This is a genomic window from Vibrio jasicida CAIM 1864 = LMG 25398, assembly GCF_000400365.1.
GTDB lineage: Bacteria > Pseudomonadota > Gammaproteobacteria > Enterobacterales > Vibrionaceae > Vibrio > Vibrio jasicida.
The window spans coordinates 211,333-224,470 of sequence record NZ_BAOG01000063.1; the positions used below are offsets into that span (position 1 = coordinate 211,333).

Annotated in this window: 11 protein-coding genes; 10 read left to right on the top strand and 1 reads right to left on the bottom strand. The window is 47.0% G+C overall.

The window, feature by feature from the left end:
- The first annotated feature begins 293 nt into the window (after window positions 1–293).
- From VJL_RS18445 to VJL_RS18480, 8 genes are all read left to right on the top strand, one after another.
- Window positions 294–1,298, top strand: coding sequence for a LacI family DNA-binding transcriptional regulator (locus VJL_RS18445; protein ID WP_038880186.1), 1,005 nt, complete (start codon window positions 294–296; stop codon window positions 1,296–1,298).
- A gap of 22 nt (window positions 1,299–1,320) precedes the next feature.
- Complete coding sequence (locus tag VJL_RS18450; protein ID WP_038880189.1) at window positions 1,321–2,568, top strand: ABC transporter substrate-binding protein; 1,248 nt, start codon at window positions 1,321–1,323, stop codon at window positions 2,566–2,568.
- A 60-nt stretch (window positions 2,569–2,628) separates the two neighbouring features.
- Window positions 2,629–3,618, top strand: coding sequence for a carbohydrate ABC transporter permease (locus tag VJL_RS18455; protein WP_038880192.1), 990 nt, complete (start codon window positions 2,629–2,631; stop codon window positions 3,616–3,618).
- A 1-nt stretch (window position 3,619) separates the two neighbouring features.
- Window positions 3,620–4,504 (top strand): carbohydrate ABC transporter permease, encoded by an 885-nt coding sequence (locus tag VJL_RS18460; RefSeq protein ID WP_038880193.1) that lies wholly within the window; start codon window positions 3,620–3,622, stop codon window positions 4,502–4,504.
- 23 nt (window positions 4,505–4,527) lie between these two features.
- Window positions 4,528–5,877, top strand: a complete 1,350-nt coding sequence (locus VJL_RS18465) for a GH1 family beta-glucosidase (RefSeq protein ID WP_038880196.1) — start codon at window positions 4,528–4,530, stop codon at window positions 5,875–5,877.
- Window positions 5,877–6,971, top strand: a complete 1,095-nt coding sequence (locus VJL_RS18470) for an ABC transporter ATP-binding protein (protein ID WP_038880199.1) — start codon at window positions 5,877–5,879, stop codon at window positions 6,969–6,971. Before VJL_RS18465 ends, VJL_RS18470 begins: the two co-directional genes overlap by 1 nt.
- A gap of 134 nt (window positions 6,972–7,105) precedes the next feature.
- On the top strand, window positions 7,106–8,128 hold the full coding sequence (locus tag VJL_RS18475; protein ID WP_038869764.1) for a LacI family DNA-binding transcriptional regulator: 1,023 nt from the start codon (window positions 7,106–7,108) through the stop codon (window positions 8,126–8,128).
- A gap of 209 nt (window positions 8,129–8,337) precedes the next feature.
- Window positions 8,338–9,678, top strand: a complete 1,341-nt coding sequence (locus VJL_RS18480; protein ID WP_038880201.1) for an MATE family efflux transporter — start codon at window positions 8,338–8,340, stop codon at window positions 9,676–9,678.
- 78 nt (window positions 9,679–9,756) lie between these two features.
- Here the strand turns inward: VJL_RS18480 and VJL_RS18485 are convergent, their stop codons facing one another.
- Window positions 9,757–11,436, bottom strand: coding sequence for a pseudouridine synthase (locus VJL_RS18485; protein WP_038880204.1), 1,680 nt, complete (start codon window positions 11,434–11,436; stop codon window positions 9,757–9,759).
- A 246-nt stretch (window positions 11,437–11,682) separates the two neighbouring features.
- On the opposite strand from VJL_RS18485, the gene yidD reads away from it, so the two are divergent.
- Window positions 11,683–12,033, top strand: a complete 351-nt coding sequence (gene yidD / locus VJL_RS28050) for a membrane protein insertion efficiency factor YidD (RefSeq protein ID WP_081635002.1) — start codon at window positions 11,683–11,685, stop codon at window positions 12,031–12,033.
- A gap of 31 nt (window positions 12,034–12,064) precedes the next feature.
- Complete coding sequence (locus VJL_RS18495) at window positions 12,065–13,039, top strand: DUF3137 domain-containing protein (protein ID WP_038880209.1); 975 nt, start codon at window positions 12,065–12,067, stop codon at window positions 13,037–13,039.
- Window positions 13,040–13,138 lie beyond the last annotated feature (99 nt).

The window sequence follows — 13,138 nt, forward strand, 5'->3', positions numbered from 1 at the left end:
TACTCGCCGTTTTTGATTCAAGAGTCAATATTAAAGAGTTGTGAAATCAATGCCTTTGCTTGGTTTCATTTGAGCGTGAAATAACCATTTCATGAAACGGTTTCATGAAATGAAAGCAAACTGCCACGCGCCTCATTCTTTCAAACATTGCCCGAATTTAAAGGGATTTCGGTGTGATTTCTCTCACGATAACACCTCAGTGAATCCGAAATACTAACTGCCATGAAAGCGGTTTCGAGGAGCTTATCTCGAAGCAAGATTGAATCTTGAGGTTCAAGTGGAAGAGGTTTCTTGTGGCGACGATTAAAGATGTATCTGAATACGCTGGTGTTTCTCAGGCTACGGTTTCTCGTGTGATCAACGGCACCAGCCGAGTGAGTCATGATAAAAAGCTGAAAGTCGAAAAAGCGATTCAAACACTTGGCTATCGTCCTAATTCTATTGCGCAGGCATTGGCATCAAGCCGTACGGGCAGCATTGGCATCATAGTGCCGGAGCTTGGTGGTCCATTTTACTCTGGCATCTTACACAGCATGGAAGAGCGTCTTCGTCGTTTTGGCTACCACGTGATTGTTACAGCGGGTTCTAACTCAGAACAAAGTCAGCGTGAATCGGTGGAGTTCCTGCTTGGTCGACGCGTTGATGCCATGATTTTGCACGCACAAAACCTAACAGATGATTATTTAATCGATCTTAAAGAAAAGGGTATGCCGGTGGTGTTAGTTAACCGCTTCATCCCTGAAATGGCACAAAGCTGTATTGAGATCGACAACGAATTTGGTGGCCAGTTGGCGACCGAATACTTGTTGCGTATGGGGCATCGCAACATAGCGTGTATCACCGGCCCTCTGGACAAGTCCGATGCACGGGGGCGTCTACAAGGTTACCGCAAGGCTCTTGAAGAAGCGGGAATTGAGTATGACGAAGCATTGGTCTCAGAGGCCGGTTTTACCGAAGAGTCTGGGGAAAGCGCAATGCGCAAGTTGTTGAAGCGCGATTGTCATTTTACTGCCGTATTTGCTTGTAATGATCACATGGCCTTTGGTGCTTATGAAGTGCTTAAAGCCCATGGCGTTGATGTTCCTGAGCAAGTATCTCTGGTTGGATTTGATGACATTTTGTTTGCGCGCTACCTCACGCCAGCCCTTACCACAGTTAACTTCCCTATTGAGCAAATGAGTGCTGAAGCTGTCCAGCTCGTGATTCAAATCCTCAATAAAAACAAACGAGATGTGAACTTCAAATTATCACCGGCCTTAGTGCCAAGAAGTTCGGTCAAGGAACTGCATACCCTATAAAACGATAATTAAGGACAACAACATGAAACTGAAAACTTTGACGCTTGCGATGACCGCTGCATTGGGTGTGGCTGCGACGGTAAACGCAGCTGATGAATCCAAAATTCGCTTTGATGGCTTCCCAGATTTCGACAGCAGTTTGAAAGTGCTGCTACCGGATTTCGAGAAAGAAACAGGGATTAAGGTTGATTACCTGATGAATAACCACGGTGATCACCATACAAAGCTAACAACCAACCTAGCAACGGGCTCTGGTGCGGGTGATGTGATTGTTGTTGATGTAGAGAAAATAGGCCCATTTGTGGCATCGGGTGGTTTGGTTAACCTGTCTGAAAAATACGGCGCTGATAAATATGCAGAGAGCTTCGCACCTTATGCATGGGCGCAAGGTAAAGGCGCAGACGGTGATGTGTACGGTATGCCTGTCGACCTTGGTCCGGGTGTGATGTATTACCGCACTGACATTTTTGAAAAAGCGGGTATTGATATCAATGAGGCAATCAAAGATTGGGATTCTTACATTGCAGCAGGTGAAAAACTTAAACAACAGAATGTTCAATTGATTGCCTCTGCAGCAGATGTGGCGCAAGCGATCATCTTCACCACAGTACCCGAGGGGGAAGGTCTTTACTTTGATAAAGACGGCAACCCAGTAGTGACGTCAGAGCGCTTTGTTCACGCTTTTGAAGTAGCAAAAGAGATCCGTGATAAAGGCTTGGACGGTCGCATTCTTGCGTGGTCAAACGAATGGTATGAAGGCTTCCGTAACGGCACATTTGCAACACAGCTTTCTGGTGCTTGGTTACTTGGTCACCTAAACAACTGGATTGCGCCAGAAACAGCAGGCAGTTGGGGCGTATCTAACCTTCCTGATGGTATTTACGGAAGCTGGGGCGGCTCATTCCTATCGATTCCTACGCAATCTAAGCACCAAGATGACGCTTGGAAGCTGATCGAATACATGACAACTAAGCGTGAGATTCAACTTAAACACTTCGACACTATTGCAGCGTTCCCTGCAAACACCACAACTTACGACGACCCAATGTTTGAAGAGAAAATTGAATTCTTAGGTGGTCAGCAGGCGCGCTTACTGTTTGCAGAAGTGGCACAAAACATCAAACCAGTGGCACCAGCGAAAGGCGACCACGTTGCTCGCTCTATCATCTTAGAAAATGCACTGATGGAAGTGTTGGATGAAGGCAAAGACATTGAAACGGCATTGAAAGATGCAGAGCGCATGATCAAGCGCCGTACTCGCAACATGTAAGCAATTTGCTATTTGGTAAGCAAGGAGGGCACCACGCCCTCCTGATGAGAGGTCGTTACTATGAATCAGGCAGCGAGCAAGGTAATGGAAACATCAGAGCGTGAGAGTATTTTTTCTCGTCTAAATTTGAAAGCGCTTACACCGTATGGATTCCTACTGCCGTTTTTGATTATTTTTTCCGTGTTTGGGATTTTCCCGTTACTGTTTTCTATTTTTCTTTCCTTCCATGAGTGGAACCCTGTTGAAGGTTTGGGGGCGATGGATTATGTGGGTTTTGAGAATTACCACATTGCACTGACCGACCCATGGCTTTGGCGTTCATTAAAGAACACACTCTGGCTAGCGATTACATCGGGCGCGGCGCAGCACTTGGTTGCTCTACCTGTGGCGTACATTTTGGTGTCTTTGGGTGACCGTTTCCGCCATTGGTTAACGTCGGCTTACTTCCTACCGTTCATCACTTCAACGGTGGCTGCATCGCTCATCTTCTTCAACATGTATTCGCCAAACTCAGGGATTATCAACCAAAGCTTGATGGCGTTGGCAGATAGCACGCTGTTCGGCTGGGCATTCTCTTGGGTTAACGATTTCCAACCAATCCGTTGGTTAGATGATGCAACTATGGTGAAGCCTTCTATCGCCATCATGGTGTTCTGGAAATACACCGGTTTCAACATCGTGCTTTACACCACGGGCTTGATGACGATTCCTAAAGACATCCTAGAAGCGGCACGCATGGACGGTGCAAACGCATGGCGTCGTTTCTGGAGCATTTCGCTGCCAATGATTCGTCCATTCATCTTCTTTGCGGTCACCATGACCATCATCGGTAACTTGCAGCTGTTCGAAGAACCTTTCGTCCTAACGCGCGGTACGGGTGGTACAGGTCAGTCTGGTTTAACCATCTCTATGTACCTCTACAAAGTGGGCTGGGAGTGGTTAGAGATGGGGACTGCGTCAGCGATTTCATGGTTACTGTTTACCTTGATTGCAGGCTGTACGGCGATTCAATTCTTCTTCTTCGGTAAGAAAGGTCTAGGGGAGCAATAAGATGACTACAACTACCTTACCTGCGGCGCAGCGTTGGCGTCCAAGCGATCGCAGCATCGAGATCTTTACCAAGATATTAATGGTGATGCTCGGCACTGTGTTGGTGGTGTCTGCCATCATGACTGTATTCCCATTCATTTGGTCGGCGTTGCTATCGACGCGTGACCGCACTGAAATCTTCGGCACAGGCATCAGCTTTGCGATTGGCGACAGCCTCGCGGTGAACTACGCCAAGTTACTGGAAATCATGCCTTTTTGGCAGGCGATGTTTAACTCTATATACATCGCGTTCCTAGGTACCACGATTTCATTGTTGTTTTGTAGCATGGGTGGTTACGCCTTTGCGGTGTACAAGTTCAAGGGAAAAAACCTGCTGTTTGGCATGCTGGTTGGTTCGATGATGATTCCACCTGTATTGAGCTTGATCCCGTACTTCATGATCGTGAAGTTTCTTGGCTTACTCGATAACCACTTAGCGGTTTGGTTGCCGTTCACGACCACACCATTTGGTATTTTCTTGATGCGCCAACACGTCGTGGCATCGATTCCTAAAGAGCTGTTAGAAGCGGCGAAGTTAGATGGCGCAGGTGAATTCCGTACTTACTGGAGCGTGGTATTGCCACTGATGAAACCGGCGCTCGCAACCCTAGCAATCGTGCAGTTTGTCTTCTTCTGGAACATGTTTATGCAGCCACTTGTGGTTCTGACAACGCCAGAAAACTACGTGATTACGCAGGCACTGCGAAGTGTGCAGGGCATTCCGAATACGCCGTGGGGAGCGGTGATGCTCGGAACCACCATCTCCATTTTACCGTTAGTGATTACTTACTTATTTGCCTCAAAACAGATGATCAGCGGCTTGACCTCTGGTGCCGTCAAGGGCTAAGCGAAATAAAAGGTTTTATAACAATGAATAAATTCCAACTACCACAAGATTCAAAATTACGTAGCCCAGAGTTCTTATTTGGTGTCGCAACCTCTTCTTATCAGATTGAAGGCGGTGCGCAGCTAGGTGGTCGTACACCTTCGATTTGGGACACGTTTTGCAATAAGCCAGGCGCAGTTGATAACGCAGACAATGGCGACGTTGCATGTGATCACTTCCATTTGTGGAAACAAGACATCGAGATGATCCAAGGTTTGGGTGTGGGCGCTTACCGTCTATCGATGGCGTGGCCTCGCATCATTCCTGAAGATGGTAAGGTGAATGAAGAAGGCTTGAAGTTCTATGAGCAAATCATCGATGAGTGCCACGCTCGCGGTTTGAAGGTTTTCGTGACTCTATACCACTGGGACCTACCTCAATACTTAGAAGACAAAGGCGGTTGGCTAAACCGAGAAACAGCTTACAAGTTTGAGGAATACGCGAAGGTAGTTAGTGCTTACTTCGGTGATAAGATAGATTCATACGCAACATTAAACGAACCGTTCTGCTCTGCTTATTTAGGTTACCGCTGGGGTGAACATGCTCCGGGTCTTAAGGGGGAACGTGAAGGTTTCTTGTCTGCGCACCACTTGATGTTGGCCCATGGTCTTGCGATTCCACACATGCGTAAGAATGCACCCAATGCGATGCACGGTTGTGTCTTCAATGCGACGCCAGCTTACCCATACAGTGACGCAGACATTGGTGCGGCAGAATACAGTGATGCAGAAGGCTACCATTGGTTTATGGACCCAGTACTGAAGGGGGAATACCCTCAAATTGTGTTGGATCGTCAGGCGCATAACCTACCTATGATTCTGGAAGGTGACCTCGATATTATTCAAACTGACTTGGACTTTATTGGCATTAACTTCTACACCCGTTGTGTGGTGCGCTACAACGAACATGGCGATATTGAAACAGTACCTCAACCGGAGCAAGAGCACACATTCATTGGTTGGGAAATTCACCCACAAGCGCTAACGGATTTACTCCTGCGTTTGAATGACCGTTACCCGAACCTACCACCACTTTACATCACTGAAAACGGCGCGGCTGGTGATGACCATTGCATTGACGGCGAAGTGAATGATGAGCAACGTGTGCGTTACTTCCAGCAGCACCTAGAAGCGCTAGATGCTGCTATTAAGGCTGGTGTGAAGGTCGATGGTTACTTCGCTTGGAGCCTAATGGATAACTTTGAGTGGGCTTATGGTTATAAGCAGCGCTTTGGCATTGTTCACGTGGATTACCAAACGCAAAAACGCACCTTAAAAGCGAGCGCAATTGCTTATCGCAACATGCTGCTAGATCGAGCAGAGGAGAACCAGTAATGGCAAAAGTCGAATTCAAAAACATCAAGAAATCCTACGATGATGTTGAGGTTGTGAAACACTTCGACTTTACGGTTCAAGATGGCGAGTTTGTGGTTTTTCTCGGTCCTTCGGGCTGTGGTAAGTCGACTACACTACGTATGCTTGCGGGGTTGGAAAGCATCACTGGTGGTGAGATTTACGTCGGTGACAAGTTGATGAACAAAGTCGATGCCAAAGACCGTGACCTTGCGATGGTGTTCCAAAGTTATGCACTGTACCCACATATGACGGTTTACGAGAACATCGCTTTTGCCCTTAAGCTAAAAGGGATGTCAAAAGATCAAATCGATGTCGAAGTACGCAAAGCTGCGAAAATGCTTGAGCTTGACGCGTTATTAGAACGTAAGCCAAAAGAGTTGTCTGGTGGTCAACGTCAACGCGTGGCAATGGGTCGTGCAATGGTACGTACGCCAAAAGTATTCCTGTTTGATGAGCCTTTGTCGAACCTAGATGCCAAGTTACGTGGCGTCATGCGTGAAGAGATCAAACACCTTCACCGTGAACTGAAGACCACTACCATTTACGTGACACATGATCAGATTGAAGCCATGACATTGGCGGATCGCATCGTGATTCTAAAAGATGGTTATGTGGCTCAGGTCGGTACACCAACAGAAGTGTTCCAACGCCCGGCAAACAAATTTGTGGCTCAGTTTATTGGTAACCCATCAATGAACATGCTGGATGCGAAGCTAGTGGGTGAGGAAGGCAACTGGGAAGTGGAATTGGGCGAGGTTCGTATTCCGTTGCCAGAACGTTTTAAAGCGCATGCGTCTAAGAACTTAGCTTTGCACTTTGGTGTTCGTCCAACGGATATCCATCTGCGTGCAGAACAGGTCGATCACGATCGCGTACTGCCATTCCCTGTCAAAATTAAAGACAAGGAGCTACTAGGCGCCAGCATTCTATTGAAGACTGAAATCGCGGGCCAGCCTTTGATGGTGGAAACTCAAGCCGCAGAAGTGGATGTGGACACACTCACACTTTACTTAGATTTGGATGCTATTCATCTATTTGATGCGCTGAGTGAAAACTCGCTCGCAACATTCTAAATCCCCGATATGAAAGCCAGTGCGCGTTTGCGTACTGGCGACTTATCTAGTTCTCATTTCCCTTATCAAAACGTTGTCGCGCTCCCCGTCGCAACTTATATTTTTATTATTAGCTTGCTGGGAAAATTCCTACAATGAAAAAAAATAAAAAAGCGGCATCCATTTATGATGTGGCAAAGTTGGCGGGGGTTTCCCCGAGTACCGTTTCACGTTTCCTCAATCGCACGACGTATGTCTCTGACGAGAAAAGTCAGAATATTGAAAAGGCGATCAAATCACTCGGTTACAAACCGAACTATCAAATGGGACAGGGCACCAATACGCGTTCAATGACGATAGGTGTGCTGATCCAGCATCCTGAAAGTCCACACTCCAGTCGTATCTTGAATGACATGGAAAAGGGGCTCAATGCTCAGGGGTATTCACTTGTGATTGCTACAGGGCATTGGCAGCGTTCACTGGAATCTCATGCTTTGGAGTATTTGGCAAAGAGTAATGTAGACGGTGTAATCATCGTGACGGGCAGTTTAACGGAAGAGCAGATTCTCGATTATGCCCAGCGAATTCCCGTCGTTGCTGTTGGATATGACGTGATAGGTGACAAGGTTCGATCGATAAATATAGATAATGTATTGGGCGGATACATGGCGACGCTGCATCTAATGCAACAGGGCCATGTGAATATCGCCCATATCAAAGGGTTGTTGAATCAACCGGATGCGGTGGCTCGTTTTGTGGGATACAAAAATGCCCTGCAAGAAGCAGGTATTAAAGTGTTGCCAAAATTGGTCAAGCAAGGCGATTTCAGCAGTGAAACCGGTTATGAAAAAACCGTTGAGTTGATTGAATCGAAAGTGCACTTTTCAGCACTGTTTGCTGCCAATGACCAAACGGCCTATGGGGCGATAAAGGCATTGCATGATCATGGTATTCGTGTGCCTCAAGATGTCTCTGTGATTGGTTTTGATGACTTGCCAACTTCGCAATATTTCACACCTGCGCTTACCACAATGCGTCAACCGATTGAAGAAGTTGGTGCAGTTTGTGCTGAGTCCATTCTCAATTTGTTGAGCGGAGATAGGCACGAAGTTCGTCTACCACCGATTGATCTGATTGTCCGTCAATCGACTGTGTCTAAGTTTCGTTCTCCGAGTTAAAGTGCGTCTCTAATCCATTAGAAAATATTTTGCGAAACAGGCGAAATATCGCTGTATTTGTGACCAAAGTCCGTCTAGAATTCGCGCCTGCATTTTGTTGATTAAATACACAATCAACAAACATAGCCAAATTCTAAGAAATCTAATTTTTTGAACTGCCTCACAGTTTTCTGTGGGGCAGTTTTAGTTGTAGGAAAGGTCCCAAACACATGCCTAAAAGCCAGAATATCAACCAACGTATGTCCATCGTGGCATTGGCTTGGCCGATACTTGTCGAAATTTTGCTACGGACGGCTTTAGGAACCAGTGACGTATTCATGTTGAGTGGTTACTCAGACAAAGCCGTGTCTGCGGTCGGCGTTATCACTCAATTAACGTTTTTCCTGATCATCGTATCCACCTTTGTCAGTAGTGGCACGGGCATTTTGATTGCGCAATATAACGGTGCAGGGCGTGAAAGAGAGTCGGTCGATGTCGGTGTCGCCAGTGTTGCGTTATCGGTCATTGTTGGTGCGTTCTTAAGTGTACTCGCCGTGATTGGCGCGGTTTTCTTCTTACCGTATTACGGCTTAGAAGCTCAGGTTGAGCAATATGCGCGCGAGTACCTGCTGATCAGCGGTGCGATGACGTTCAACGTCACCATCGGTATCGTCTTTACCACGATTCTGCGTAGCCACGGTTATTCACGCTCACCAATGGTAGTGAACCTGATCTCTGGTGTGTTCAACATCATCGGTAACTACATTGCACTTTATCAGCCATTTGGCGTGCCTGTTTATGGAGTAGAGGGCGTAGCGGTTGCAACGGTAGTTAGCCAAGTCATTGGTACGTTATTGTTGGGCGTGATTTTGAAACGCAGCAGCATTGAACTGCCTATGTCCAAGGTAAAACAAGTGCCGAAAGACGTGTTCAAGAAGATCTTAAAAATCGGTGGAATGAACGCGGGTGAGGTGCTGTCTTACAACATGGCGCAGATCTGTATCGTGTATTTTGTAGTGCAAATGGGGACGTCATCACTTGCGGCGTTTACTTATGCGCAAAACATCGCGCGTTTCTCGTTCGCCTTTGCGTTGGCCATTGGACAGGCGGCTCAAATTCAGACTGGCTATTACATAGGTAAAGGTTGGGTAACCAGTATTCTGAAACGCGTGCAGATTTATTTCTTAGTTGGCTTTGCTGCATCAACGGCGGCAACGTGTTTGATCTACCTGTTCCACGAAGAGATTTTGAGTGTATTTACCGATCAGCCTGAAATCTTGGCATTGGCAGGCGCATTGGTGATGGGCTCAATCGTGCTAGAAGCGGGCCGCGTGTTTAACCTTATCTTCATCTCGGCACTGAAAGGCGCTGGAGATATCAAGTTCCCAGTACAGATGGGTATTCTGAGCATGTGGGGCTTGGGTGTGGTGTTTTCTTACCTCTTCGGTATTCATTTGGGTTACGGCGTGATTGGTGCTTGGATGGCGATTGCGCTGGATGAATGGGTACGCGGTATCATCATGGCAAGACGCTGGCGCTCTCAAGTGTGGACGAAGTTTAAGGTGAGTTAACCTTATCTCGCTCTAAACGTAAAAAAGGCACTGAAATTCAGTGCCTTTTTGCTATCTATTCTGCATTGATAAGTCGTTTTAAAACTCACACTCTGCTTGGAAACACATACGCTCTTTGCTGTATGGATGGTCTAACTCCAACATCTCAGCGTGCAAATGCAGGCGGTTGGCTTTTTCGCCATACAAGCCGTCACCAACCATTGCCATGTTCAATCCCATGTGGTGGGCGCTGTGTACACGAAGCTGGTGGGTTCGCCCTGTTTTCGGGTACATGTATACCTTGCTGCGTCCGTCTTTCACTTCAATCAGTTGCCAGTAAGTTTCAGCGGTCTTACCGTGTTCAAAGCACACCAGTTGACGTGGACGGTCATCTGGATCGCCACGCATCGGCAGCGAGATTTCACCTTCAGGTTCGGTTAACACGCCTTCTAACAGCGCCATATAACGCTTTTGTACGCCACGTGTGATGAATTGCTTTTGCAGGCTCTTGTTGGCGCGTTTGGTTAAAGCAAACACCAAAATCCCCGAAGTTGCCATATCCAAGCGATGAATCACGAACGGCCCTTCGACATCAGGGAACATGGCTTGCAGGCGTGTGTACGCTGAATCCTTGATGGTTTTGCCCGGAACGGAAAGCAGACCTGAAGGCTTGTTGACGATCACCATGGCTTCGTCTTGGAAGAGAATTTCCAGCTCTTTATCTTCTGCCCAGTTTTCTGCTAATGGGTTTGGTTCCACATCCAAGCCTTGCAGCATGTGCCCCAAAATCGGTTGGCATTTGCTGTTGCAAGATGGGTAGAACTTCTTGTGCTGGCGCACTTCCGACTTCGGTGAGACGCCCCACCAAAATTCAGCCAACGCAAGCGGTTGGTAGCCATGTTTGTATGCGAACTGAAGCAGTTTCGGCGCTGCACATTCACCTGCACCTGCTGGTGGTACTGGGTTGGTGGTAGGAGCAAAAATGTCCACCAAATCGCGCTCGGCACTGTGGTTGTCCAAGAAGCGGTATTGCTTATGCAGTTTGTGCTGCAGCGCATTAGACAAATCTTTGCGCTGCTCTTTAAGTTCTGCCAGTTTTTGTTCTAGCTCAGTTAAGCGCGCTTCTTTGATTGCTAGCTTTTCGTCCCAAGCCTGTTTGAGGTACTTGAGGACATTCTTCTCGGCCACACTTTGTTTACCCAAATCATCCAGTAGCACTGTCAGATCTTCTGGACTCAGAGTTTGTTCACCTTGTTTGCGTTGCTGTTTTCGCTCCGCACGACCAGCAATCATCACTTGGCGATGGGCATTCTCTTCTTGCTGATACGCTTCACGGTCTGCTTTGATTTCTGCTTTAAGTTGTGCCAGTTCAGGGTTGGCAGCAAAGGCTTTGTATTCCGCGTTCGCAGCATTAATGGCATCTGTCTCACCCCGGAAGAAACCTTCTTCTGTCAGCATGTCGAATACGGGTGGAACAAAACCTGGAAGCAAGTTTTGATCGGCAATCTTGCCTGAGAATGCACTGAAATAACCAAGCACACCTTGCAGGTTACGCACTAGCAAAACACCGAACATCTTGCCACGTCCATTTTGCTCATCCTCAAGACCAAAATCGTGTTCGAAGTCAGTTTGTGTTGTGAGGTGCTGCTGTAATTGCTCGGCAGCCAACACACATAATGGGTGAGGCGTGTAGTAGAACGGAAACGTAAACTGCGCCGGCAAGTCGTAGCCAGAAATGTCCGCAGTAAATCGAGTAAAGCATTGTTCAGGCGAGTGCATGAGAGTGAGTCCGCGCGAAATAAAAATCGAGCACGGATTGTACCTGTTTTGGCAGTGATTGCTATTCGAAGGCGCTCCTGAGCTAGCTGTGTCGGCTTGCCTTTACTTTCTATCTCAATGATTTTCATCGCTTAGAGCGCAGAAATCAGGATTGCGTTTGAAATGATTAATTTGAGTGATGTACTGTCTTGATTGATTAGTAAAGGCGTAGTTCTCAAATGACTCATTAGATGCAAAAGGAAAAGCATGTCTAAACTGGTGTTGGCATTGATACGATTTTATCAACGCTATCTTTCCCCACACAAAGGCTTCCGCTGCGCTCATGCGGTGTATTACGGCACGGATTCTTGTTCTGCTGCCATCAGCAAAATGATTCAACGCAAGGGAGTGATCTCTAGCTATAGCAGCGTTCAAAACCAATTCGAACGCTGTCGACATGCGCATCAACGTCTGCAAAATGGGGATTCTTCCCATAACCGAAAAAGGCGTAAGAACAAAGACTCATCTTGTGTGACAGATATGGGGTGCAACTCTTTGGACTGTCTTCCTAGTGATGCGTGTAGCGGTGGTAATGATTCATCTTGTAGTTGTTGGTAATGGACTCAACTCTAAAAATGAAAGGAAAGTGATGACGACAGATCAGCTCAAAACACTGTTTGAAAATGACTTAAGGCACAAACTCGAACCGCTTGAAGCTTTACGTTTAGAAGCACTGCGTCGACGCAAGTTTCTAGGTTTGGCGGTTCTGGGTTTCTTTGGCACAGTCGTGTTTGACCTCACTACCTCCGCCATGATGTTTGTTCTTTTGGCATTGATGCTCGGCGGTTGGGCGTACTTCAATCAAAAGCACAATCAGTTTCGCACGACCTACAAGCAGCACATCATGCAGAGCTTGTTAGCGCACATTGAGCCCTCACTCAGTTGGGACCCAAATCGTAAACTTTCCAAAGAAGCCTTCGAGCACAGTGGTTTGTATTTAGACCGTTGTGATGGTTTCGAGAGTGATGATTTTATTTCAGGCACCATTGGAGAAGCGAAGGTGGTGATGTCTGAGATAGAAGCGTCAAAGCTCATCAGTTCAGGAAGCGATAGTTCGAGTAAGCATCACGTGTTTTTTGCGGGGTTGTTTTGTGAAATAGACGTTCCGATGAATGACGACGTTTGCACCTTTGTTTTGAGTGACCGCGATGATGGGCCAACGCTTCGTGAAAAGCTGTGGGACCGTTTCTTCAAGATTCAGATAGGTAAAAGAGTGCGAATGGGTCACCCAGAGTTTGACCAACAGTATGAGGTGTACAGCGACGATTTAGACACCGCAAAGCAACTGCTGACGGATGAATTGATCGAGCGTGTGCTGACTTTTCATCGTGAGAGCGAGTTTTCTCGCTTGTCGTTTTCTCAAGTGAACGGAAAGCTCTATATTGCCATTTCGCATTGGAAAGAACTGTTTGAGCCAAAATTGGATGAGCCAGCGGGGGAGTTTGAAGCCGTTGCTGAGATTTATCGCGAACTCGATTTCTTGATTGGCACTATTCACAGTCTGGAGTTGGCCAAACCAATGGTTCAGCCCATGGCGGAATCTAGTACCTTGGCTACCGCCTAATTTCCTCATTATCTCAAGCTGATTCCTGAATGATACCCTATCATTTCAGCTTGAGATTCACCCAATATCCTGTACCTTACCAAGACTATTTTTTGCAGC